This window comes from Streptomyces lydicus, assembly GCF_000717345.1.
GTDB lineage: Bacteria > Actinomycetota > Actinomycetes > Streptomycetales > Streptomycetaceae > Streptomyces > Streptomyces lydicus.
In genome coordinates this window covers 82,371-105,773 of record NZ_JNZA01000004.1, presented here as the reverse complement: position 1 = coordinate 105,773, position 23,403 = coordinate 82,371, and the positions used below count along the sequence as shown (strand labels likewise).

Below are 23,403 nucleotides of genomic sequence, written 5' to 3'. Positions count from 1 at the left end.
AGCCTCATGTCGCAGCCGTCCACGTGGGGGCTCCCCTGACCAGGATCCGGCGGCCGGTGATCCGCCGGGGGCGGATGGTGATCCACTGTTCCCGGCCGTCGCCCGCCCAGGGCCCGGTGGGTGCGAGGTCCGCGAGGCGCCGCGCCTCGGCGGCGTCGGTGACGGCGTGGGCGGGCCCCACGACCAGCACGCTCCAGCCCTGGCTGAAGGCGTCATCGAGGTGGTCGACCTCCAGCGCGACCTCGTGTCCGGCTGCCGCGGCCGGTCCGGCGCGCGGTGCGGTGCGGTAGGCGATCAGCTCGCCGGCGACGGTGTAGTTGACGGGGAAGACCGCGGGCGCGTCGTCCACGGTCACCGCGACACGGCCCACCCCGTGGGTGGACAGCTTCGCGCGGCACTCCTCGGGACCGAGCGCCACCATCTCGGGGTGGGCCGCGGCCCGGCCGACGCCCGCGGGCAGTTCGGTCGTCCCGCCGGTCAGCTCGGCCACCGTCGTCTCCAGCGCGCCGGCGAGCCGCAGCAGGAACCCGATGCCGGGGCTGGCGCCACTCTCCTCGACGTACCGGAGATAGCCCGGCGAGGCGGCGGCACGCGCCGCGACCTCCGCTCGGGTCAGGCCCAGTTGCCGCCTGCGGAGCGCGGCCCGCCGCCCCAGGTCACTGCGGCTCCGGCCGGGCTCCGGCGCGGAACCGGTCGCTTCGGTCGTCATGGTGCACACCTCTCCTCCACCATGCCCCTGTCCCCGCCCGTCGGCGCCAGGTCCTCGGACACCGAGACGATCCCGGCCGGCCGGCCCGGACCGTCGAGCACCGGCGCCGCGCTCACCGCGTTGTCGGCGAGTGTCCGCACGATGTCCTTGAACGGTGTGTCGAGCCGAACGCTGACGACTTTCCTGGTCATGAGCTCGTCCATGGTGCGGTGCGCCATCTCCGGCTCCTTCCGCCGCGGCGGCCGGCCGGTGCACGCGGGGCCGCCCGCCACTTCCAGGGTGTGCACCGCGCCCCCGGCCCCGGCATGAGCCGGTCGGCCCCCGCGGGGGTCCGGCCGACCCTCGGGCCCGGGTGGCCCGGCGGCAGGGACCTACGGCCTCTGGCGCCGGCCGGTGCGGCCGTCGCACGCTGAGGAGAGCGACAGGCCCGCCGTCCGATTTCCCGGGAGGCTCCCGGTGTTCACCCAGTTCCTCGACGACACGCTGGTCCGGGCACTCGTGTCCGAAGCCGTCAGCGCGCCGTCCATGCACAACGCCCAGCCGTGGCGCTTCGGCTACGCCCGCCACAGCCGGACCTTCACGCTCTCCGCCGACCTGGAGCGCACGATGCCGCAGGCCGACCCCGCCACCCGCGCCCTGCACCTGGGCTGTGGAGCGGCGCTGCTCAACCTGCGGGTGGCCGCGGCGCACGTCGGTCACCGCACCTCGACGACCCTGCTGCCCGACCCCCGGCGCCCCGAGCTCCTGGCGACCGTGCGGCTGGACGCGCCGCACGAGCCCGCGGACGAGTCCCTCCCCGCGCTCCATCCGGCGATCCGCGCCCGCCACAGCAGCCGGTACCCGCTCTCGGAACGACCGATTCCGGAGAGCACCCGCGCCGCCCTCGTCGAGGCCGCCGCCCGGGAAGGCGCGGAACTGGCCTTCCTGACCGCGGTCCACCGCGCGAACGTTCTGGACCTGATCGAGCACGCCGAGGGCTACAACCGCATGGACGACGCCCGGGACGCCGAGCAGCGGCACTGGACCCGCGACAGTGCCGCGGGCACGTCCGACGACGGGGTCCCCGACTACGCCTTCGGGCCCCGGAAGCGAGGCGGCGCGGCCCCCGCCCGCGACTTCGCCGGGCGGGGCACGGTGCCCGGCCGGGCCCGCGCCGACTTCGAGGCGCATCCCCAGATGGCGTCGCTCAGCACCAGCGGTGACGGACCGGCCGACTGGCTGCGCGCCGGCCAGGCCCTGGAACGCGTTCTGCTGCTCGCCACCCAGGAGGGGCTGGCCGGCTCCCTCGCCGCGCAGGCTCTCGAATGGCCCGAACTCCGCTGGATCCTGCGGGACCCGGTCTCCGGGACCGGCCACGTCCAGATGATCCTGCGGCTGGGCTACGGCCCGGCGGGCCCCCGCACCCCGCGCCGCCCGGTGGACGAGGTGCTGACCATCACGCCGTGAACCGAGCCCACCGGGGCACAACCATCGGAGGTGACCGCCGCACGCGCTTTCGCGGACCGCGCCGGGGTGTGAAGCTGGCGGTCGGACAACAGACTTTCACCGTCGACCCCATGGGGAGGCCCCGTGACCGGAGTGCGCCGGCTCGTCGTCCTGAGGCATGCCAAGTCCGCCCGGCCACCGGGCGTGGACGACCACGCCCGGCCGCTCGCCGGGCGCGGGCGGCGCGACGCGGTGGCCGCGGGCCGCTGGCTGCGGGACGCCGACTGCCTCCCGGACCTGGTGATCTGTTCCACCGCGGCCCGGGCGCGGGAGACCTGGGAGCTCGCCGCCGCCCAGTTGCCGGCGCCGCCCCCGGTCCGTCACGACGGCCGGCTCTACGGCGCGGACGCCGCCGACCTGCTCGCCGTCGTCCACGAAACCCCGGACATCGTGGGCACGTTGCTGCTGGTGGGGCACAATCCCGCGGTGCAGGACCTCGTTCTGCTGCTCGCCGCGGAGGCCCTCAGCGACGCCCTGGAACGCGTCCGCGAGAAGCTCCCCACCAGCGCGATCGCCGTTCTCGCCCAGCACGACCCCTGGCCGCGGGCCACCCCGCGCACTGCCCTGCTCACCGATCTGGCCGTGCCGCGCGGTCCGGACCACTGAGTGCGGCCGGCGGCCACGGCCGGGCGTCGCGGCGGAAGAGCGCCGTCCAGAGGAACGGCTCGCCGAAGCACGCCGACTCCGGCGACTCGTCGTGCATCCGGCGCAGTGCGACTTCCGTCAGGTCACCGAAGATCCGGCGCAGCGACTCGGGGGTGTAGGCGAGGCCACCGTGCAGGCCGGACCGGCGGTAGAAGTCGGTGTCGTCGAGCTCCGAGCCCATCGCACCGGACGCGAAACAGGTGAGGGCGAAGTGCCCGCCGGGGGCGAGCGACCGGTCGAGGAGCGCCAGGTAGCTGATCCGGCGGTGCGGCGGCAGATGGTGGAAGCAGCCGGAGTCGTAGATCAGGTCGTACGGGCCGCGGAGCGCGCCGCCGTCCGCGAGCGCGAACGCGTCGCCGGGCAGGAACCGCACCCCGGCCCCCGCCGTGCGGGCCCGCTCCTCGGCCCAGGCGAGGGCCGCGGGGGAGAGGTCCACCGCGTCGACCTCGAAGCCCCGCGAGGCGAGCTCCAGGGCGTTGCGCCCCGGGCCGCAGCCCAGGTCGAGCGCGCGCCCCGGGCCGAGCAGGCCGCGGTCGAGGTACTCGACCAGGTTCTCGTCGGGCTTCGCCACGAAGAACGGCACCGCCTTGGAGCGGTCGGCGTAGAAGTCGTCCCACCACGCGGCCCCGTCGGCCGTCCAGCGGTCCGCCTCCGGCGCGAACAGGCCGTCCAGCAGCCTGAGGACGTCGTCGACGGTGCGGATGCTCCGGTCCATCCGGATCCCCCTTCCCGATCCGTCGATCGTAGGGTCGACCGCGGGGAAAGCCCAGCTCGGAGCGGGTGGCCGGAGGTCATGACCGGCCGTGTGAGCGCCCTGGGGGAGGCGGTGTGGGGCCGTCCCTCACGGCAAGGGTCCGGGCGCCGTCGGAGCCCCGGGAGGGCCCGTTACGGGGCCGTTCCCGGCCCCGCCGGGCCGGCTTTTTCCGACGACCGGTAACTGGCCTGCGCTGTGGTGGACTTGGGGCCACGGCCGGCCGTACGGGCCCGCCCGGGAGGGGGGCCCGCCGGCGGCGCGGGGTCAGCCGAGTTGCGTCCCGGTACGCGCCAGGGCCTCGCCCACCGGCTGGTAGAAGCTCTCACCGCCTGACGTGCAGTCACCGCGGCCGCCGGACGTCAGGCCGAGCGCGGCGGCGTCCTCGAAGAGCGGGCCGCCGCTGTCCCCGGCCTCCGCGCAGACGCTGGTCTGGATCAGGCCCTCGACCGGCCCCTGCTGGTAGTTGGCCGTCACGTCGACCGCGAGCACCTCACCGTCGTGGACGTGCGAGGTGCTGCCGCTGCGCCGCACCCGCTGTCCGACGATCGCCTCACCCACGCCGGTGATGCGCTGCATGCTGCCGTTGTAGAGGTTCACCTCACCGGGGTGCACCATGTCCGCCGCCGTGTACTTGACGATCCCGAAGTCGTCGCCGGGGAAGCTGCCGCCCTCCGACACGGCGGTCTCGGGGCCCCCTTGCGTGGCCGACCAGCTCCGTACCGCATGCGTGCAGTGACCGGCCGTCAGGAAGTACGGCTGGCCGGCCTTGGTGACGTTGAAGCCGAGCGAGCAGCGTGCGGTGGCGCCCCAGATGGCGTCGCCGCCGGCGAGCAGCGGACGCAGCGTGCCCGAGGACAGGCGCAGGGCGGCGCGGTCACCGAGGGAGGAGGTGACCTCCCGCAGCCGCTCCAGGCGGTCTCCGCGGACCGTGCGGTCGGCGGTGACGATCACCTTGTTGCTGCGCGGATCCATCGCCCAGGACGTGCCCGGGATCGAGGCGTGCTGTTCGAGGGTGGCGCGGGCGGCGTCCAGCGAGGCCAGCGAATGCTTGACGATCTTGACGTCGGCGCCGGCCCCACGGGCCTTGGCGGCGGCGCTCTCGCTGGTCACGTTCACGATGAGCTTGTGGTTCTCGGCGTCGTAGTAGGAGCCCGCCCCCTCGTTGCCGAGGGTCGAACCGATCTGCTTGGCGCGCTGGGCGGCGGTGGCGGCCGTCGGAGGGTCGGGTACCGGGCGGGGCGCGGCGGTGGCGTGCGGCAGGGCGAGAGCGGTGGTGATCAGCACCACCGCGCCGGCGCCGGCGAGGACGGTACGCGGCGTGGACGGGCTCATGTGCGTCAACTCGAAACCTCTGGTGGGGGTGGGGCCGGCCGGGCTGCTCCGGCACCGTCGGAGGCGGGGGCGTTCCCCTTGCCATCGAGGTCGCGTCAGCGCCACGGCCTCTGCTCAGGGACGCCTGTCGGGGTGCCCTATTCCTTTCCTGCTCCCCGCGCGCCCCACACCCGCCCGGCCGCGGCTCCGCAGGAATCACCTGGACGGCGGTGGCCGGACCACGCGGGCGGCCGAGAGCTCGGGGAGGCGGCAGCGGTCGCCGGGGCCCGCGGCCGATGGGGGGAGAATGCCGGGTGCCGGGAAACGGCCCCTTGCTGTTGAACGCGGTGCGCCCGCGGGACGTACCGCTAACGACGGCCCCGGCCCCATCGGCCTCGTCCGCCACTTCATCACCGGGCTTCGCACGGAAGGACCTTCGGGTGCTGCTCTTCACGCGCTCTCACAAGCTGCCGGACACGGACCGGGCCACCGTGGAGGAGGACCCGGTGCCGGAGGGCGCCGGGCAGCCCGCACCGGACGAGGCCGCGCCCGGTCGCGGCCTGCGCGGCCGGTACCCGGCAGCGGCGCGCGCCGCGGCCCGGGTGACCACCGTCCTGGCCGCGCTGCTCGTGCTGGGCGCGCTCCTGCTGCCCAATCAGCTCACCGCTCTGACGCCCGGCGCCTTCCTGTGCCTCCCGGTGGAGGGGATCGTCGGCGCGGCCGTCCTGCTCGTCCTGCCGCCGCGGCCGAGGCGGGTGGCGGCGCTGCTGGCCGGCGCCGGCCTGGGCCTGCTGACCGTGCTGAACTGCCTGGACATGGGCTTCTTCGCGGTGCTCGACCGGCCCTTCGACCCGGTGCTCGACTGGGGCCTGTTCGGCGACGCCGAGTCGTTCCTGGAGGACGCGGCCGGCCCGACGGGCGCCGTGGGCGCGGTGCTCGGGATCGTGGTCCTCGTCCTCGCGCTGCTGGTCTCGATGACGCTGGCGGTCGGCCGGCTGAGCCGCCTGATATCCCGGCACAGTGCGCTGGCGACCCGTACCACCTTCGTCCTCGGCACCGTGTGGGTCACCTGCGCCGCGCTCGGCACCCAGCTCGCCGGTGCGCCGGTCGCCGCCGGCCGCGCGGCCGCACTCGTCCAGGACCGGGCCGACCGGGTGCGGGTGAGCGTCGAGGACGAGCGGGTGTTCGCCAAGGAAGCGGCCACCGACACCTTCCGCGACGTGCCCGCCCGCCGGCTGCTGACCGGACTGCGCGGCAAGGACGTCATCTTCACCTTCATCGAGAGCTACGGGCGCAGCGCCGTCCAGGACCCGCGGATGGACGCACAGGTCGACGCGGCGCTCGCCGACAACACCCGCCGGCTGGACCGGGCCGGGTTCCACTCGCAGAGCGCTTTCCTCACCTCCCCGACGTCGGGCGGCGGCAGCTGGCTGGCGCACTCCACCTTCATGTCGGGCCTGTGGATCACCAACCAGCAGCGCTACCACACCGTCACCTCCAGCGACCGCATGAGCCTGACCGGTGCCTTCCGGCGGACCGGTGCCTGGCAGACGGTCGGCATCATGCCCGGCGTCAACCGGTCCTGGCCCGAGGGGAAGTTCTACGGCCTCGACAGCGTCTACGACTCCCGCAACCTCGGCTACCGGGGCCCGAAGTTCAGCTGGTCGAGCATGCCCGACCAGTACAGTCTGGCGTCGTTCGAGCGGCTGCGGCACGGCAAGCCGGGCGGCAAACCGCTGATGTCGGAGATCATCCTGACGTCCAGTCACAACCCCTGGGCGCCGCTCCCCAGGATGATCGGCTGGAACAAGGTCGGTGACGGCTCGGTCTACAACGCCATCCACCGGGCGGGCAAGGACCCCAAGGAGGTCTGGCAGGACCCCGATCAGGTGCGCACCGAGTACGCGCGGTCCATCCGGTACTCGCTGGACAGCCTGGTCTCCTACGTCACGAAGTACGGGAAGAAGAACACCGTCCTGGTCTTCCTCGGCGACCACCAGCCTGTCAAGGCCGTCACCGGCGAGAACGCCGGCCATGACGTGCCGGTCGCGATCGTCGCCCATGACCGGGCGGTGCTGGACCGGATCCACCGCTGGGGCTGGAAGGAGGGCCTCAACCCCGGCCCGAAGGCCCCGGTATGGCGGATGGACACCTTCCGCGACCGCTTCCTGACCGCGTACGGAGCCCGGTCCTAGACACCCGTTCTCAGGCGCTCGGAGGGACGGGCGTGAACCCGTACGCGTCGCCGTGCGCGGTCACCAGCCCGGCGGTCGGGGCGGGGAAGTGGGTGCCGAGGACCAGCGTGCCGCTGTCGGCGAGGGAGGCCAGCAGCCGGCGGCGGGTGGCGGCCGCCTGGCGGGGGTCGATGTCCACACAGGACGTGATGCCGGGATGCGCCATCTGCACGGGGTGGTGGAGGGCGTCGCCGGTGATCAGGGCGGTGGCGGTGCCGCCGTGCAGCTCCACGGCGACGTGGCCGGGGGTGTGCCCCGGCGTGGGGACCAGACGTAGGCCGGGTGCGACCTCGGCCCCCTCCTCGGGCAGATCGACGAGGTCGAGCTGCCCGGCCTCCCTGACGGGGTGCACGGAGTCCCGGAACATCTGCTGCCGGGCGGCGTCCATCTCCGTCGCCGCCCAGTGGTCCCACTCCGCGCGGCTGGTGACATAGCGGGCGCGCGGGAAGGTGGGGCGCCAGGCCGCGCCGTCGGCGCGGGTGTTCCATCCGACGTGATCGGTGTGCAGGTGGGTGAGGATGACCAGATCGACGGTCTCGGGGTCGAAGCCCGCCGCGCTCAGCCGGGCGGGATAGTCGCTGTCGAGGTTGTGCCACGCCGGATTGGCGCGCGGTTTGCCGTTGCCGATGCCGGTGTCGACCAGCACCCGCATGCCGTCCACCTCGAACGCGAAGCTCTGGCTGACCAGGCGCAGGGCCCCGGCCTCGTCGGCGAAGCCGGGCCGCAGCCAGGGCACGTCGGACACCAGCTCCGGGGTCGCGTCCGGCAGCAGCCAGTGGCCGGTCTCCGCGGGCAGCGGCACCTCGTCGATGCGATGGACGGTAAGGTCCCCGACCGTCCAGGTGGGTGACGGGGCGTCAGGCGAGGACGCCGAGGGGTCCGTGGGGGTGTGCATCCGGCTCTCCGTTCTCGTAAAGCTATTTATTTGCGTTAGCTGGAGAGTAGCCCCTAAGCTCCCCTAACGCAAACACTTCGCTTTTACGGTGAGCGCTGTCCCGGCCCCGAACGACGGGCCGGCCACCCTGCCGTCCACCATCCGCCCTCCGCACAGCAAGGACATGCCATGAACCCACAGGAACTGACCGCCCAGGAGGCCGCCCGGTGGGCGCTCCGCGAGGGTCTCCCGCTGGAGGCCGGCCGGCACGCCGACGTGGCCGCCACCGCGCACCACATCCGCACCGTCATCGGCACCCTGCGCGAGCTGGACTTCGGGGACACCCCGCCCGCCGCCGTCTACGCCGCCGGACAGGAGGCCGACCATGCGTCCCTTTGAGCTGACCCTGACCGAGGCGGCCGCCGCCCTCGACGGGGGCAGCCTCTCCCCGGTGGAGCTGACCGAGTCCGTACTGGAACGGATCGGCGCCGTCGACGAACAGCTGGGCGCGTACGTCACCGTGGTGGCCGGAGCGGCACGCCACGCGGCCGCGCGAGCGGAACGCGAGCGTGCGGCCGGCCGGCACCGCGGCCCCCTGCACGGCATCCCCTTCGCGCTGAAGGACGTGATCGACGCGGCCGGACTGCCGACCACCGCCAGCTCCCGGGTCAGATCCGGCCACGTCGCGCAGACGGACAGTGCGGTGGCCGGCCGCCTGGCCGAGGCCGGCGCGGTCCTGGTCGGCAAGACCCACACCCACGAGTTCGCCTACGGACTGACCACGCCGCAGACCCGCAACGCCCGGGACCGGAGCCGGGTCGCGGGCGGATCGAGCGGCGGGTCGGCGGTCGCCGTGGCCGCCGGAGCGGCCACCTTCGCCCTGGGGACGGACACCGGCGGTTCGATCCGGGTGCCCGCCGCACTGAACGGAGTGGTCGGCCTCAAGCCCACCTACGGCCTGGTCTCCCGGCACGGCGTGACCCCGCTGTCCTGGTCCCTCGACCACGTCGGGCCGCTCACCCGCACGGTGCGGGACGCGGCGTTCGTGCTGTCCGCGCTGGCGGGCCACGACCCCCGCGACCCGGCCACCCTGCGCGACGCACCGGCCCCCGACGCCCTCGTCCCGGACGGAGACCTCACGGGCCTGCGGATCGGCGTACCGGCCAACTACTACTTCGACCGGGTCGCTCCCGAGGTCGAGACCGCGGTGCGCGACGCCCTCACCCGGATGTCCGCCATGGGGGCCGAACTCGTCGACGTCGAGATCCCGTTGACCCGCTACCTTCAGGCCACCCAGTGGGGGCTGATGGTCCCCGAGGCGACCGCCGCCCACGAGCGCACCCTGCGCGCGGTCCCCGAGCTGTACGCGCCCGACGTACGGATCCTGCTGGAGGCCGGCGAACTGGTCTCGGCGGGCGACTACCTCCGCGCCCAGCGCGCCCGGACCCTGATGCGCCGGGCGTGGCGGGACCTCTTCGACCGGGTCGATCTGCTCGCCGCGCCCACGGTGCCGATGACGGCTGTCCCCTCCGGCCAGGAGAACGTCAGCTGGCCCGACGGCACCACGGAGAGCGTCGCCGACGCCTACGTCCGGCTCTGCGCCCCCGCGAACATCACCGGCCTGCCGGCCCTGAGCCTGCCGGTCGGCCGCGACCACGACGGTCTGCCCATCGGCATGCAGCTGATCGGACGGCCGCTCGCCGAAGCCACCGTGCTGCGCGCCGGCCACGCCTACGAAACCGCGCACGGCCCGCTCGGCGAGGTGGCCGGGAGCGGGGCCTGAGGCCCCGGGCACGGGCCGTCCGCCGCCCGCCCCAGACGCAAAAAATGTGCCTTAAGGTGGTGCCATGAGCCGCAAGCCCATGGCCCGCCCGGGCGGGCGCAGCGCCCGCGTCCAGGCGTCCGTGCATGCCGCCGTACGGGAGATCGAGGCGGAAGCGGGCCGCGCCGCGCTGACGGTGCCGGCCGTCGCCGCCCGCGCCGGGGTCACCCCCTCGACGATCTACCGCCGCTGGGGCGACCTCCAGGAACTGCTGTCGGACGTGGCGGTCGAGCGGCTGCGCCCGGAGGAGCCCCCGGCCGACCGCGGCAGCCTCGACGCCGACCTGACCTCCTGGGCCCGGCAGTTCCTCGACGAGATGGCCTCCGGACCCGGCCGCGCCTACGTCCGCGACGCCCTGCTCGGCGACCCGGACGGCAGCAACGCCGGGCGCTGCTCGGCCTACGCCGCCGACCAGATCGAGGCCGTCGTGGCCCGCGCGGCGGAGCGCGGCGAAACCGCCCCCACCGTCGAAGCGGTGCTGGACCACGTGGTGGCCCCGATGATGTACCGCATCCTCTTCCGCCCGGGCCCGCTGCCCGCCGCGTACGCCGACCAGCTCGTACGAGCCGTCCTGGCGGCGCCGCCCACGGGCCGCTGACCGGTGCCGGGGCACCCGGGCACCGCGCCGCGGCCCTGTACCGGCCCACGGCCCGGTGAACCCCCGGCCAACTTTCGGCATCTCTTCGGGCGTACGGATGTACGCGTGTCCCGCGCTGCCTAGCATGGGGTCGCCGGCGCTCGCCGGCCGGCACGGCAGGCGCGGTGCCGCGGCGAACCCCTCATTGAACGATCTGAACGATCTGAACGACTCCTCGGGAGGCCCGGAGTGCCGCGATCCGGCCCCAAGAAGCTGTTCACACCCCGGGCATGCGGAATCGGCGGCGCGCTCCTCGCCGGCGGGCTGCTGGCGGGCCTGGTGGTGGCCGGCGGGGGAGCGGCCGACGGCGCGGGGCGCGCACCGGCCGCGGCGGACGGGCTGCCGCACACGAGCGTGGAGGTGTCGTCGGGCGGGTGCGGACGGGGGTGGCGGCACGCCCGGCCGGGAACCCAGGTCTTCGATCTGCACAACACCTCCGACGTGGCGGCCGAGGTGTACCTCAAGTCCCCGCGCACCGGCGCGCTCTACGGCGAGGTGGAGGGCGTCGGCCCCGGCACGACGCGGCAGCTGCGGGTCCGGCTGGGCGGCGGGACGTACGCCTTCATGTGCCTGCCGGACGACGCCGACGCGGTCACCGGGCCCACCGTCCGGATCCGCGGCGGCGGCACCGGCGGACCGGCGGCGGCCCCGGTCACCGAGCACGATCTGATTCCGCCGGCGCTGGACTACCAGAAGTGGGTCGGCCGCGGACTGGACGAACTCGTCGGGCGGACCGGGCAGCTGCGGGACGCCGTGGCGCGCGGGGACCTGGCGGGCGCGCGGCACGCCTGGCTGCCCGCGCACCTCACCTACGAGCGGCTGGGCGCCGCGTACGGCACCTTCGGCGACGCCGACCGGAAGATCAACGGCACCGGCGCGGGACTGCCGCGCGGCGACCGGGATCCGGGCTTCAGCGGTTTCCACCGCCTCGAGTACGGACTGTGGCACGGCGAGTCCGCCGGCGCGCTGCGGGCACCGGCCGCCGCGCTCGCCGCCGACGTGCGGCGGCTGCGGGACGACTGGGCGCAGGCACGTATGGAGCCGGCCGACCTCGGCCTGCGGGCCCACGAGATCCTGGAGAACACCCTGCAGTTCGAACTGACCGGCCGGACCGACCACGGCAGCGGCAGCAACCTCGCCACCGCCCGCGCCAACCTCGACGGCACCCGGGCCGTGCTGAGCCGCCTGCGACCGCTCCTGGTCTCCCGCTATCCCGGACTGCCGGCACTGGAAAGGGAGTTGGACCGTGCGCAGGATCTGCTCGACGGGTTCCGGCGCGGTGGGCGGTGGACGGCGCCGGACCAGCTGGACCGGTCCCGGCGGGAGCGCACCGATGCGCTGCTCGGAGACCTGGTGGAGCGGCTGGCGTCGGTGGCGACGCTGTGCGACGCGCGGAGGACGGTGTGAGCGGGATGAGTGACGGCAGCGGCGTGCACGGCGTCGGCAGACGACGGTTCCTGCGCGGTGCCGCGCTCGCCGGTGCCGGGCTCGCGGCCGGCGGCGCCGCGCCCGCTGACGGCTCCGGGGCCGGCGTCACGGTTCCGACGCCCGGCCCCGCGGCGGCGCCCCCCGTCCCGCCGCCGGTCGCGTTCCACGGCGTCCACCAGGCGTCGGTGCTCGCCACGCCCCGCCGCGTCACCGCGTTCACCGCGTTCGACGTGACCGCCGGGGACCGCCGGGAGCTGGCCGACCTGCTGCGCACCGTCACCGACCGGGCGCGCTTCCTGACCGGCGGGGGCACCCCCGAGTCCGTCGGCATCACCGGACCGCCCACCGACTCGGGCCTGCTCGGGGCGCGGGTGCCCGGCGGTGCGCTGTCGGTGACGCTCGGGGTGGGGGCGGCGCTCTTCGCCGCGGACCGGTTCGGGCTGCACGACCGCGCCCCGCGCCGGCTGACCACCATGCCCGTCTTCCCCGACGACGACCTGCGGGCCGACTGGTGCCACGGCGACCTGAGCCTCCAACTGGCCGCCGACGACCCGGACACCGTGCTGCACGCCCTGCGGGACATCGCCCGGCACACCCGGGGCGGCATGCAGGTGCGCTGGCGGCTGGACGGCTTCGCCAGTCCGCCCCGCCCGTCCGGCACGCCCCGCAACCTCCTGGGCTTCAAGGACGGCACGGCGAACCCGGACGCCCGCAGCGCCCGGGAGATGGACCGGCTGGTGTGGGTCGGGCGCGGCGCCGGCGAGCCCGGGTGGGCCGTCGGCGGCAGCTATCAGGTCGTACGGCTGATCCGCATGCTGGTGGAGTTCTGGGACCGGGTCTCGCTGTCGGAGCAGGAGCGGATGTTCGGCCGCGCCCGGGAGAGCGGGGCGCCCCTCGACGGCGACCGGGAGCACGACGCGCCCGACTACCCCCGCGACCCCAAGGGCGAGGTGATTCCCCTGGACAGCCACATCCGGCTGGCCAACCCCCGTACCGCGGCCACCGCCGACCAGCGGATCCTGCGCCGCGCGTACAACTACGACCGGGGCGTCGACAGCAACGGCAACCTCGACATGGGCCTGCTGTTCTGCTGCTACCAGCAGGACCCGGCCCGCCAGTTCGAGACCGTGCAGCGCCGGCTGGCCGGCGAACCGCTGACGGACTACATCACGCCCTTCGGCGGCGGCTACTTCTTCGCACTGCCGGGCGTACGCGACGAAGCGGACTGGTTCGGCCGGGCCCTGCTGACCCAAAAGGGCAGCGAACGATCGTGAAAGGTCAACACCCGGTCAAGCTTTGACCTGACTTACCTGACCCAGTGTTCACTCCGGCGCCATCATGGCTCTGCCGACCCGCCGCCCGGCGGGCAGAGCATCCGGCCGTACAGCACAACCGCGTTCTTGTCCGGAGGGTGAACAAGCATGGCCAGTAGAGGAAGCCGAGCAGCGATGCGCAGACTGGGGGCGCTCACGGGTGTCGCAGCCCTCGCGGTCCTGGGCGCGGGAGCGCCTGCCGGGGCCGCCGACGGGCACCACCCCACACCTTCCCGCACGGCCACACCCATCAAGCACGTGGTCGTCCTCTTCGGCGAGAACATCTCGTTCGACCATTACTTCGCGACCTACCCGAAGGCCGCCAACACCGACGGCACCAAGTTCACCGCCTCGCCGCGCACCCCCAGGGACATCGACAACCTGCGCACCGCCGGCCTGCTGAAGCACAACCCCAACCAGTACGCGCCCAAGCGGCTCACCCCCCAGCAAGCCATGACCTGTGACCAGAACCACGACTACGGGCCCGAGCAGTACGCGTACAACGGCGGCAAGGCCGACCGGTTCGTCGAGAACACCGACTCCGGCAAGTGCTCCGGCGGGCTCTTCGGCGAGCCCGGTCTGGTGATGGACTACTACGACGGCAACACCGTCACCGGGCTGTGGAACTACGCCCAGCACTACGCCCTGAACGACCGCTCGTTCAGCTCGGTCTACGGCCCGTCCACCCCCGGAGCCCTCAACCTGGTCTCCGGGCAGACGCACGGCGTCATCTCCACCGACCCGGCCTCCGGCACCGAGAACCCCCGGCAGACCGCCACGCCCGACCCGCACGCCGTGCAGTCGCCCGACGCGAAGGGCGTCGGCACGATGGTCAACGACCCGGACCCGGCGTACGACGACTGCTCCGACAAGGACCACACCAGCAAGAACGCGCTCGCCGCGATGCAGGGACGCAACATCGGCGACGTCCTCAACTCCCGCAAGGTGAGCTGGGGATGGTTCCAGGGCGGCTTCCGGGCCAGCACCCCGTGGGACGGCACCGCGGGCCACTACGCCAAGTGCGGCGGGACCACCCACACCAACGTCGGGGGAGCGGCGGCCGTCGACTACAGCCCGCACCACTCGCCGTTCCAGTACTACAAGTCGACGGCCAACCCGCACCACCTGCCCCCGAAGAGCGTCGACGAGATCGGCCACGCCGGACCGGCCAACCACAACTACGACCTGACCGACTTCGACGCGGTCCTCAAGGCGGGCAAGCTCCCGGCCGTCAGCTTCCTCAAGGCACCCGAGTACCAGGACGCCCACGCCGGCTACTCCGACCCGCTCGACGAACAGCACTACCTGGTCAACCAGATCAACCACATCCAGCAGTCGCCGCAGTGGAAGGACACCGCGATCGTCGTCGCCTACGACGACTCCGACGGCTGGTACGACCACGCCTACGCCACGCCGCGCAACGGCTCCAAGGACACCTCGACCGGCTCCAACGGCAAGCCCACCGACAGTCCCGCCTGCCAGGCGGGCCCCGCGGCGGCCGGCGGCTACGCGGACCGCTGCGGCCCCGGCACCCGGCAGCCGCTGCTGGTGATCTCCCCGTACAGCAAGGTCAACCGGATCGACCACACGCCGACCGAGCAGACCTCGATCATCAAGTTCGTCGAGGACAACTGGCACACCGGCCGGATCGGCGACGCCTCCTTCGACAGCCGGGCCGGCTCGCTGAAGGGCATGTTCGACTTCCGGCACCCCAACAACAAGCAGGTGCTGCTGAACGCGGACGGCTCGGTCAAGTCGGTCGGGCCGGTGCGGCACGTCGAGCCGGTCGCGACGACCATCACGCAGGGGCCGGCCATGCAGAACGCGGCCTCGGCCACCGACTCCACCGGCTTCCCCGCGCTGCCGGCCGGTATCGGCGCGGCGGTGGTCGCGGCCGGCGCCACCGGCACCGTCCTGGTACTGCGCCGCCGCAAGGGTCGTGGCACCGCCTGAAACCCGGCCGTGAGCGCGTGAGCCCCGCGCCCTGAGGGGGGCGGGGCCGGCTGCCCGGCGGAGCACCGATCCCGGTGATCCGCCGGGCAGTTGCGTGTGCGCGGCCGGCCGGCGGTCACACCTGCCGTACGGTCACGCCGGCGCGGGTCAGCGCACCGGTCTCCTCGTCCGGGGCGGTCCCGTCGGTGACGAGGGCGTGCAGCGCGGTGGCGGGGGCGACGTGGGCGAGCGCGGTACGGCCGAACTTCGCCGCCTCCGCGACGGCGATGACGCGCCGGGACGAGGCGATCGCGGCCTGTTTGACGGCCGCGTCGTCCAGGTCGTAGGCGGTCAGGCCATCCGTCGCGTGCACTCCGCAGCAGCCGAGGACGGCGGTGTCGAAGCGCAGCGCGGCCAGCGACGCCGCGGTCAGCGGGCCGGTCAGCGCCAGCTCCCCCGGGCGGGGCCGGCCGCCGGGGACCAGCAGCGTCACCTGCGGGGCACCGGACAGCGCGTTCACCGCGTGCAGGGACAGCGGCATGACCGTCAGCCGGCGGTGTTCCAGGGCCCGGGCGACCTCCAGGCAGGTGGTGCCGCTGTCGAGGACGACCGACTCGCCGTCGGCGATCAGCCCGGCGACCTCCGCGGCGATCCGCCGCTTGACCTCCAGCCCCTCCTGCGACCGCAGCGCGAAGGGGGGCTCCGCACCGCGCAGCAGCAGGCTCCGGGCCCCGCCGCGGTAGCGCTCCAGCACCCCCTGCTCGGCCAGCGCCTCCAGGTCGCGGCGGACGGTCATCTCCGACGCACCCGTGAGGGCGGCCAGTTCCGCCACGCCGACGCTGCCGGCCGCGCGCACCGCGTCGGTGATCTGCCTCAGTCGCTCTGCACTCCCCATGGGCCGGATTGAACACTGCCCCCGCGCGAAAAGCAATCTTTCAAACATCAGACTTGTTCGTTATGTTCGTTCCCATGTTCATTTCGTGGAAGAGCCCCCTGCGGGCCGGCCGCCTGGCGACCTTCGCCTACTTCGCCCTGAACGGCTTCCTGATGGGGATGTGGGTCGTCCACATCCCGGTCGTCGAGCACCGCGCCGGCATCGGCCACGCGGTGCTCGGCTGGCTCCTGCTGCTGCTCGGCGCCGGGGCGTTCGCCGGGATGCGGATCGCCGGCCCGCTCACCGACCGCTTCGGCGCCCGCACCGTCGTACCGGCCGGTGCGGCGCTGTGCAGCGCCGCCCTCGTCCTGCCCGGGCTGGCCACGAACGGCTGGACGCTGGGCGCGGCACTGCTGGTGCTGGGCTGCGGCAACGGATGCCTGGACGTCAGCATGAACGCGCACGCCGTCCAGGTGGAGCGCGGCTACCGCAGGCCCGTCATGTCCGCCTTCCACGCCACCTTCTCCCTCGGCGGTGTCGCGGCCGCACTGGCCGGCGCCCGCGCCCTCGACCTCGGCTGGAGCCCGGCACTGACCCTCGGCGCGGTGGCGCTGCTCGGCCTGGTCGTCGCCGCCCTGGCCACGCCCGCGCTGCTGCCCGCCCAGCCCCGCAGTGCGACTCCGGCGCCCGCGGCCGACCGGGGTCGGCGCCGCACGCACCGGCGCATCCAGGTGCTGGCCGCGCTGGCACTGATGCTCATGCTGTGCGAGGGCGTCGCCAACGACTGGAGCGTGCTCCAGCTCCGGGACGTCCTGGGGGCGTCGCCCGCCACCGCCGCGCTCGCCTACGGGGCCTTCGCCACCGCGATGACCGCCGGCCGCCTGCTCACCGACCGGGCGGCCGGGCGCTTCGGCCCGGTCGCGATCCTCCGTTACGGCGCGTCCGCGGCCGCACTCGGCCTGACCGCGGCGGCACTGTCCCCGTGGGTCCCGCTGGCCCTGCTCGGCTGGACCCTGTTCGGCGCCGGACTGTCCGGCTGCATTCCGCAGCTCTTCAGCGCCGCCGGCCACGCGGACCGGGACGCGGCCGGGGCCAATGTCTCGCGGGTCGCCGGCCTCGGTTACCTCGGCATGCTGGCCGGCCCCGCCGTCATCGGTCCGCTGACCCGTCTGATGCCGCTCAACCTCACCTTCTTCCTGCCCGTGGCCTGCTGCCTCGCCGCCGCGTGCGCGGCAGGCGTCCTGCGGACGGAGCGGCCGGTATCCGCCGCCCTGAAGCCCGAGACCGTATGACCGCCGCCCCGGCCACGGCGACAGCTCCCGCCGGGGGCGTCGCCCCTGTGGGCCATTCACCCGAATGGCCCACAGGGGATTTGCGGTGGCGGGCCGCGGCTTACGGTCGAATCGTTCGGTGCTGTCCCGCTGGGTGAGGGAGGACGGGCATATGCCGCTGCAAGACTATGGCGTATTGGCGGGTAGAGCGGTCGACCGGCGGCGGGAAGGCGCCGCCCATACCCCGCATTACCAAATCCATCTCATGGACAACAGCGGCGCCTCCTATCGCGCCGCGGTCAACGTCCTTTCCCAGCAGGCGCCGTCCGAGCTCCTGTACATGGTCGTCGACGACTTCCGGCACCCCGTGACGCAACTGCTCCCGCCGGCCGGCAGCGGCTTCACCGCGCTGCCGTCGCGGGCGGGCGGCGCGAGTCTCGACTTCGTGCGCGGCAACCTCTTCGATCCCGCCAAAATGCGCACGCTGCCACCGGAACTGCCCGGCGTGGACAACGACTTGGCCGATCTGCTCGACCACACGGTGGAGCGCGCCATCGCCGATTCCACGGCCTCGGTCTATGTTTTCGGGCAGCGGTTCGGTGACCGGCCCCCCGAGGACAAGGTGTTCCACTTCCGTCCGGACGACGGAATCCACGACATCCACATGAACCAGGGCAACACCGGGAAATTCCGAGCCGACGACGGCGTGTGGCAGGACGGCGGCCTGCTCGTGCACCTACCCGTCGAATCCCGGTGGGTCGGCGTCTTCCTGGCCTTCCAGTCGCAGAGCTGGCACACCGACGACACCACCGGCCACACCCTCCCCACCGCGCCGCATGCGCTGCCCGCCGAGGACGAGGCGACCCTGCGCATCCTCGCCGCGCTGGTCAATCCCGTGGGGCACGCGGCCGGGGACGAGACCGTCACCCTGGTCAACACCTCCGCCGACCCGGTCGACCTGGCCGGATGGCACCTCGCCGACCAGCAGCGGCACCGGCTGCCGCTGCCGCCCGGGACCGTCGATCCCGGGAGCACCCTCGTCGTCCCGGTGCACGACGGGTTCGAGCTCGGCGACCACGGCGGATCGATCACCCTGCTCGGCCCCGACGGGCTGAAGGTCCACGGCGTCGCCTACACCGCACAACAGGCCCGCCGCGAGGGACAGACGCTCACCTTCTGACCCGCAACGACGGTCACCTGCGTCAGGTACGTGCTCCGTCCTGCTGGCCGCGTCGCCGTCGGCCCGGGAACCTCCCGTGAGGTCCCGCGTCGGCGGCGGGCTGCGGAATCCGACGGCGCAGCCGCATCAGCGCCCGTGATCAGCGGGCCCTTTCGTACACCGCCACCCGGCGCCCCCCGGTGTCGGCGGTCGTGACGCGGACGAAGTACCGGTCGAGAACCGTGCGTTTGACCAGGTCGCGGGGGGCGGGCGGCAGCGGGGCGGGCTCGGTGTCGCTGACCAGGACGATGCGGTGGCGGGCCAGCATGGCGGCCCTTATGCGGGCGGGCGACGCCTCGACGCCGTACAGCGTCCCGGAGGTGACCGGGTCCTCCGCCAGCGCGAGGTCGTCGAGTCCGCGGAACGACGACGGCGTCACGAGCGCGGCATCACGCCGCTGGTCGGGTATGTACACGACGCCGTCCCCGGGGTGGGCGAGCGCCGCGACCTCTGCCGCCGCCACCCGCACGTCGTCGGTGCGGCTCGTCGGCTCGCGCAGGCCCAGTTCGAGCGGCAGCAGCGCCAGGAACACCACCGCGACGATTCCGGCGAGCAGCGCCTCGCCCCGCACCCGCACCCCGCCGCGCCTCCAGGCGTACGCGCCCGCCGTCCGCACCGCCCAGCCGACGGCGGGGCCGACGAGCAGCGCCAGCCCGAGGTAGGAGAACAGCACATAGCGGTCGACGTAGAGCGGCGTGACGAGCCAGGAGGCCAGCAGCAGCCCGAGTTGCGGCACGGCGAGCAGCGGCAGGCCCACCGACACCGGCGACGGCTCGGTGCCCGCGGGGCGCGGCACCCGGGCACACGCCAGGGCGACCACCAGCATCGCGGTCACCCCGAGCAGACTGGCAGCGGAGGCGGGCGGTATCCACGCCACCTGGCCCGCCTGCGGACGGCTGGCGAGAACGAGCGGCAGGGCCCCCGGCACTATGACCGCGGCGGCCGTCAACCACCGTGCCGGCTGCGGGCGTTGACCGGACCGCCGGGCGATCAGGACGGTGACGCCGTGGGCCGCCAGGGCGAACAGCGACAGCCAGTTGAGCAGGGCGGTGCCGAGCATGACGACCGTGTAGCCGGCCCAGCGCCACCCGTACGCCATCCGCCGCCCGCGACCGTCCCGCGGGCCGTCGGACTCCGCCGGGCACAGCACGCCCACCAGAAGCCAGGTCGCCACCGCCACCCCGGCGGTCACCAGCGCGAACGAGCGGCCCTCCTGCGCGTAGCGCTGCATCACCGGCAGCAGGGCCGGTACCAGCCCGGCCGCGAGTGCGCCCATGGGGCCGGTGAGCCGGCGGGCGGTCGCCGCGGTGGCCGCCGCGGCGACGGTGACGGCCAGCACCGAGGGCAGCCGCAGCACGGCCGGACCGGCTCCGAAGACCTCGAACACCGCGTGGATCAGCAGGTAGTAGAGCCCGTGGACGACGTCGACGTGACCGAGCAGGTGCCAGATCTCGGGCAGTGACCGTTGGGCCACCTCCCACGTCGCGGCCTCGTCCCGCCACAGTGCGTCCTGGCGGCGCAACCCCCACAGTCCCAGTGCGAGCGCCAGGAGCGCGGGGCCGCCGGGGACCACCCAGGACGGCCACCGGCGCGGTCCCGCGGGGCCGCGCGTGGCTGTCCGCTCACCGGCACCGGGGGATCCATGACGGAGATCGACAGCCATGGCGGGCACTATACGGTCGGGGTATACGAATCTGCCCCCATGTGTGCGCGCCTGACCCGCACCTGACCGAGCGTCAGGTGTCAGTTCCGGCGGACGGCGGGGATTCGTCGCCCGGGATGTGCGTCCGGTCACCCTCCGTAAGGAGGGTTCGGGTCCCCGGGGCGGCGCGGGCGGCCGAGGTGCCGGTCGCGCGGGCCGCCGTCAGCATGGAAGAAGCATCTGCACTGCCGTCCCTCAGCGAGGTGATCGCGATGACTCTGCCCGCCCGACACCGTCACGGCACCCTGACGGAGCGGGGATCCCCCCGGTCCGAGATGACCACCGACTTCGAGGACATCTTCGAGCGGATGAACCGCTTCCTGGAGTCGGCCGGGCTCTCCCGGTCCTTGAGCGAGACGATGGCCTGGGCGCCACTGGCCGACATGACCGAGACCGACGACGCATATGTGATCGAGTGCGAACTGCCCGGCGCGAAGCGCGAGGACATCGATGTCGAGATCACCGAGCACGAGCTGGCCATCACGGGGGAAATCACCGAACGCGAACGGGAGGGCGTGCTGCGCCGCCGGGGGCGCCCGGTGGGCCGCTTCGAGTACCGCGCCCTGCTGCCCACGGACGTCAGGGCCGACGACGTCGAGGCAGCCCTTTCCGACGGCGTCCTCAAGGTGACCATCCCCAAGGCCAAGGCGGCCAAGCCGCGTCATATCGAGATCCAGGGCTGAGCCGGCCCGCGCGCGACCCGTGCGGCCGGTGGTGGCACCGGTCGCGCGGTCGGTCACGGACCCGGCGCCCCGGGCGCGCCGCCGGGCGTCGCCGCCCTGGTGAGGAGGCCGGGATGCTGGAGATCGCCGAGGAGCTGCACCGCTGGGCCGGGCAGGGCCGCCCGTTCGCCGTCGCCACCGTGGTGGAGGTCGGCGGCAGCGCGCCCCGTCAGCTGGGCGCCGCGCTGGCCGTGGACGGTGCGGGCACCGCGATCGGCTCGGTGTCCGGAGGTTGCGTGGAGGGCGCGGTCTACGAGTTGTGCCGGCAGGTGCTCGACGACGGCAGACCCGTGCGTGAACGCTTCGGCTACCACCCTGAGGACGCCTTCGCCGTCGGCCTGACCTGCGGCGGCAGCCTCGACGTCCTGGTCACCCGGGTCGACGGCGGGGTCGTCCCCGAAGGTCTGGCGGCCGCTGCGGCGGGCCGGCCGGTCGCCCTGGCCCGCATCAGCGACGGCCCGGCCGGTCTGCTGGGCCGCGTCCTGCTCGTCCGCGCCGACGGTTCCTTCGAGGGCAGCCTCGGTGCCGGCCCGGGCCCGGACCGCGCCGCGGCCGACGAGGCGGTGGCGCTGCTGGATGCCGGCCGTACGGGCTCCGTCGTCATCGGCGAGGACGGCGGCCGTTGCGGCCGTCCGCTGACGCTGTTCGTCGAGTCGAGTGTCCCCGCACCCCGCATGATCGTCTTCGGTGCGATCGACTTCGCGTCGGCGCTGGTACGGGTGGGCCGGTTCCTCGGCTACCGCGTGACGGTCTGCGACGCCCGGCCCGTCTTCGCGACGCCCGCCCGCTTCCCGGACGCCGACGAGATCGTCGTCGAGTGGCCGCACCGCTATCTGGCGGCGACGGAGGTGGACGCCCGTACGGTGCTGTGCGTCCTGACCCACGACCACAAGTTCGACGTGCCGCTCCTCGCGCTCGCGCTGACGCTCCCGGTCGCCTACGTCGGCGCGATGGGCTCGCGGCGTACGCACCGGGACCGCGCCCGGCGGCTGCGCGAAGCGGGTGTCAGCGAGGCCGAACTGTCCCGGCTGCGCAGCCCCATCGGCCTCGACCTCGGCGCCCGGACGCCGCAGGAGACGGCCCTCTCCATCGCCGCGGAGATCATCGCCGACCGCCACGGCGGCACCGGGGTCCCGCTGTCGGCCGCCGCGCACCCCGCCATCCACCCGCCCCCATGCGCGAGCGTGCCGTCTTCGGCCGGTCCGCCGCCGGGTTGACGCCGTCCCGGGGGAGGCGCCCCGTACGCTGCCCTCGTCGAGGTGGGAGTGCGGGAAGGAGCGGACCGGGGTGCGTGTACTGCTGGGCGTCGCCGGTGCCGTTGTCGTGCTCGGGCTCTTCTCCTCGGTGCTGCACTCGCTGGTGATTCCCCGGCCGACGCGTTCCAGCTTCGGCCGCTTCTTCCAGCGCCTGGTCCACGGGGCGTTCCAGCTGGTCGCCGACCGCCTGCCGAGCGCCGAGGCCAAGGACCGGGTGCTCGCCCCGATGGGGCCGGTGGCCATTGTCGTCACCCTGATCGGCTGGCTGACGTCCTTCATGGTCGGCTATGCGCTGCTGGAGGCCGCGGTGAGCCGACTGGGCGTCAGGGCGGCGCTGATCGAGTCGGGTTCCTCGCTGTTCACGCTCGGCTTCGCCAGCGGCAACCGCGTGACCCTGAACGCCATCGACTTCCTCGCCGCCGTCACGGGCCCGATCGTGATCGGTTTGCAGGTCGGCTATCTGCCCGCGCTCTACGGCGCCTACCAGCGCAGGGAGACCGAGGTGACACTGCTGCAGGCCCGCGCCGGCAGTCCGCCCTGGGGGCCGGAGATCCTCGCCCGTTACGCGCAGGTCGGCCTGCTGGACAGCCTCACCGAACTGTTCCGCAACTGGGAGCGGTGGAGCGCCGGGGTGAGTGAGAGCCACACCACCTATCCGATCCTGATCCACTTCCGGTCCCCGAAGGCGCACCGCAACTGGTTGATCGCGCTGTTGTCGGTCATGGACGCCGCGGCCCTGCGGCTGGCCTTCAGCCCCTCACAGCCGCAGGCCGAGGTCCGGATGGCGCTGCGGGCGGGCTTCATCTGCCTGCGCGACATCGCCGAGATCGAAGGCATCCCCTACGACCGCGACCCCCACCCCGACGACGCGCTGCGGCTGACCTACGAGGAGTTCCTGCTCGGCGTGGAGCGGATGCGGGAGCAGGGCTACCCGATGGAGCGCACGCCCGAGGAGGCATGGCCGCAGTTCCGTGGCTGGCGGGTCAACTACGAGGCGCTCGCCTACCGTTTGGCCCGCGACATCGAGGCGGTGCCGGCCCCCTGGTCCGGCACCCGGCGCCGGGCCGTGGCCATCCGCGCGCCGCGCACCCCGGTCGACCGCCGCCCTGCCCGGTAGCGCCCGCGCCGGCCGCCTACGGGCCGGGAAGCGCCACCGTGGACGCCGCCCCCGCGGGTTCCGGCCAACGGGGGTTACCCGAGAGTAATTTTTGGCTG

Annotated in this window: 21 protein-coding genes; 14 read left to right on the top strand and 7 right to left on the bottom strand. The window is 73.8% G+C overall.

Annotated elements, in window-relative coordinates; translation table 11 throughout:
* Positions 1-4: 4 nt before the first annotated feature.
* Entirely contained in the window at positions 5-709 is a 705-nt protein-coding gene (locus OO62_RS04645; RefSeq protein ID WP_051732702.1) for a pyridoxamine 5'-phosphate oxidase family protein, read from the bottom strand.
* On the bottom strand, positions 706-927 hold the full coding sequence (locus tag OO62_RS36335) for a CBS domain-containing protein (protein ID WP_051732700.1): 222 nt from the start codon (positions 925-927) through the stop codon (positions 706-708). The genes OO62_RS04645 and OO62_RS36335 overlap by 4 nt, the downstream gene beginning before the upstream one ends.
* Positions 928-1,165: 238 nt before the next feature.
* Here OO62_RS36335 and OO62_RS04635 point away from each other — a divergent pair, with 238 nt between their 5' ends.
* Together OO62_RS04635 and OO62_RS04630 are read left to right on the top strand one after the other, a co-directional pair.
* Positions 1,166-2,155, top strand: a complete 990-nt coding sequence (locus OO62_RS04635) for an Acg family FMN-binding oxidoreductase (RefSeq protein ID WP_033265883.1) — start codon at positions 1,166-1,168, stop codon at positions 2,153-2,155.
* 132 nt (positions 2,156-2,287) lie between these two features.
* Positions 2,288-2,800: a SixA phosphatase family protein gene (locus OO62_RS04630; RefSeq protein WP_033266016.1), complete on the top strand. Its 513-nt coding sequence runs from the start codon at positions 2,288-2,290 to the stop codon at positions 2,798-2,800.
* Here the strand turns inward: OO62_RS04630 and OO62_RS04625 are convergent.
* A complete protein-coding gene (locus tag OO62_RS04625) occupies positions 2,763-3,554 on the bottom strand; it encodes a class I SAM-dependent methyltransferase (protein ID WP_051732697.1) in 792 nt (263 codons plus the stop codon). The genes OO62_RS04630 and OO62_RS04625 overlap by 38 nt on opposite strands.
* 303 nt (positions 3,555-3,857) lie before the next feature.
* Positions 3,858-4,934 (bottom strand): S1 family peptidase, encoded by a 1,077-nt coding sequence (locus tag OO62_RS04620; RefSeq protein ID WP_435857946.1) that lies wholly within the window; start codon positions 4,932-4,934, stop codon positions 3,858-3,860.
* 410 nt (positions 4,935-5,344) lie between these two features.
* On the opposite strand from OO62_RS04620, the gene OO62_RS04615 reads away from it, so the two are divergent.
* Positions 5,345-7,099 carry an alkaline phosphatase family protein gene (locus tag OO62_RS04615; protein ID WP_228332380.1) on the top strand — a complete coding sequence of 585 codons (1,755 nt, stop codon included), beginning with the start codon at positions 5,345-5,347 and terminating at the stop codon, positions 7,097-7,099.
* Positions 7,100-7,109: 10 nt separating this feature from the next.
* Here the strand turns inward: OO62_RS04615 and OO62_RS04610 are convergent, their stop codons facing one another.
* On the bottom strand, positions 7,110-8,033 hold the full coding sequence (locus OO62_RS04610; RefSeq protein ID WP_033265881.1) for an MBL fold metallo-hydrolase: 924 nt from the start codon (positions 8,031-8,033) through the stop codon (positions 7,110-7,112).
* A gap of 168 nt (positions 8,034-8,201) precedes the next feature.
* On the opposite strand from OO62_RS04610, the gene OO62_RS04605 reads away from it, so the two are divergent.
* The 6 genes from OO62_RS04605 to OO62_RS04580 all read left to right on the top strand — a co-directional run bounded on the left by OO62_RS04605 (position 8,202) and on the right by OO62_RS04580 (position 15,165).
* A complete protein-coding gene (locus tag OO62_RS04605) occupies positions 8,202-8,411 on the top strand; it encodes a hypothetical protein (RefSeq protein WP_033265880.1) in 210 nt (69 codons plus the stop codon).
* A complete protein-coding gene (locus OO62_RS04600; protein WP_033265879.1) occupies positions 8,398-9,795 on the top strand; it encodes an Asp-tRNA(Asn)/Glu-tRNA(Gln) amidotransferase GatCAB subunit A in 1,398 nt (465 codons plus the stop codon). The genes OO62_RS04605 and OO62_RS04600 overlap by 14 nt, the downstream gene beginning before the upstream one ends.
* 79 nt (positions 9,796-9,874) lie before the next feature.
* Complete coding sequence (locus OO62_RS04595; RefSeq protein WP_206738484.1) at positions 9,875-10,432, top strand: TetR/AcrR family transcriptional regulator; 558 nt, start codon at positions 9,875-9,877, stop codon at positions 10,430-10,432.
* Positions 10,433-10,660: 228 nt separating this feature from the next.
* On the top strand, positions 10,661-11,878 hold the full coding sequence (locus OO62_RS04590) for an EfeM/EfeO family lipoprotein (protein WP_033265877.1): 1,218 nt from the start codon (positions 10,661-10,663) through the stop codon (positions 11,876-11,878).
* A gap of 5 nt (positions 11,879-11,883) precedes the next feature.
* Positions 11,884-13,173, top strand: a complete 1,290-nt coding sequence (efeB, locus tag OO62_RS04585) for an iron uptake transporter deferrochelatase/peroxidase subunit (protein WP_033265876.1) — start codon at positions 11,884-11,886, stop codon at positions 13,171-13,173.
* Between the two features lie 174 nt (positions 13,174-13,347).
* Positions 13,348-15,165 (top strand): phospholipase C, encoded by a 1,818-nt coding sequence (locus OO62_RS04580; protein ID WP_106974808.1) that lies wholly within the window; start codon positions 13,348-13,350, stop codon positions 15,163-15,165.
* Positions 15,166-15,280: 115 nt separating this feature from the next.
* On the opposite strand, the gene OO62_RS04575 is transcribed toward OO62_RS04580, so the two are convergent.
* Entirely contained in the window at positions 15,281-16,039 is a 759-nt protein-coding gene (locus OO62_RS04575; RefSeq protein ID WP_033265874.1) for a DeoR/GlpR family DNA-binding transcription regulator, read from the bottom strand.
* A 74-nt stretch (positions 16,040-16,113) separates the two neighbouring features.
* Between OO62_RS04575 and OO62_RS04570 the strand changes: the two genes are divergently transcribed.
* Both OO62_RS04570 and OO62_RS04565 read left to right on the top strand, forming a co-directional pair.
* Positions 16,114-17,310, top strand: a complete 1,197-nt coding sequence (locus OO62_RS04570) for an MFS transporter (RefSeq protein WP_033266013.1) — start codon at positions 16,114-16,116, stop codon at positions 17,308-17,310.
* Positions 17,311-17,461: 151 nt separating this feature from the next.
* Complete coding sequence (locus OO62_RS04565; protein ID WP_033265873.1) at positions 17,462-18,469, top strand: DUF2278 family protein; 1,008 nt, start codon at positions 17,462-17,464, stop codon at positions 18,467-18,469.
* Positions 18,470-18,608: 139 nt separating this feature from the next.
* On the opposite strand, the gene OO62_RS04560 is transcribed toward OO62_RS04565, so the two are convergent.
* A complete protein-coding gene (locus OO62_RS04560) occupies positions 18,609-20,171 on the bottom strand; it encodes a glycosyltransferase family 39 protein (protein ID WP_051732695.1) in 1,563 nt (520 codons plus the stop codon).
* A gap of 251 nt (positions 20,172-20,422) precedes the next feature.
* Here OO62_RS04560 and OO62_RS04555 point away from each other — a divergent pair, with 251 nt between their 5' ends.
* The 3 genes from OO62_RS04555 to OO62_RS04545 all read left to right on the top strand — a co-directional run bounded on the left by OO62_RS04555 (position 20,423) and on the right by OO62_RS04545 (position 23,305).
* Positions 20,423-20,893, top strand: coding sequence for an Hsp20/alpha crystallin family protein (locus OO62_RS04555; RefSeq protein WP_033266012.1), 471 nt, complete (start codon positions 20,423-20,425; stop codon positions 20,891-20,893).
* A 113-nt stretch (positions 20,894-21,006) separates the two neighbouring features.
* A complete protein-coding gene (locus tag OO62_RS04550) occupies positions 21,007-22,149 on the top strand; it encodes an XdhC family protein (protein WP_051732693.1) in 1,143 nt (380 codons plus the stop codon).
* A gap of 70 nt (positions 22,150-22,219) precedes the next feature.
* On the top strand, positions 22,220-23,305 hold the full coding sequence (locus OO62_RS04545; RefSeq protein ID WP_033265871.1) for a hypothetical protein: 1,086 nt from the start codon (positions 22,220-22,222) through the stop codon (positions 23,303-23,305).
* Positions 23,306-23,403 lie beyond the last annotated feature (98 nt).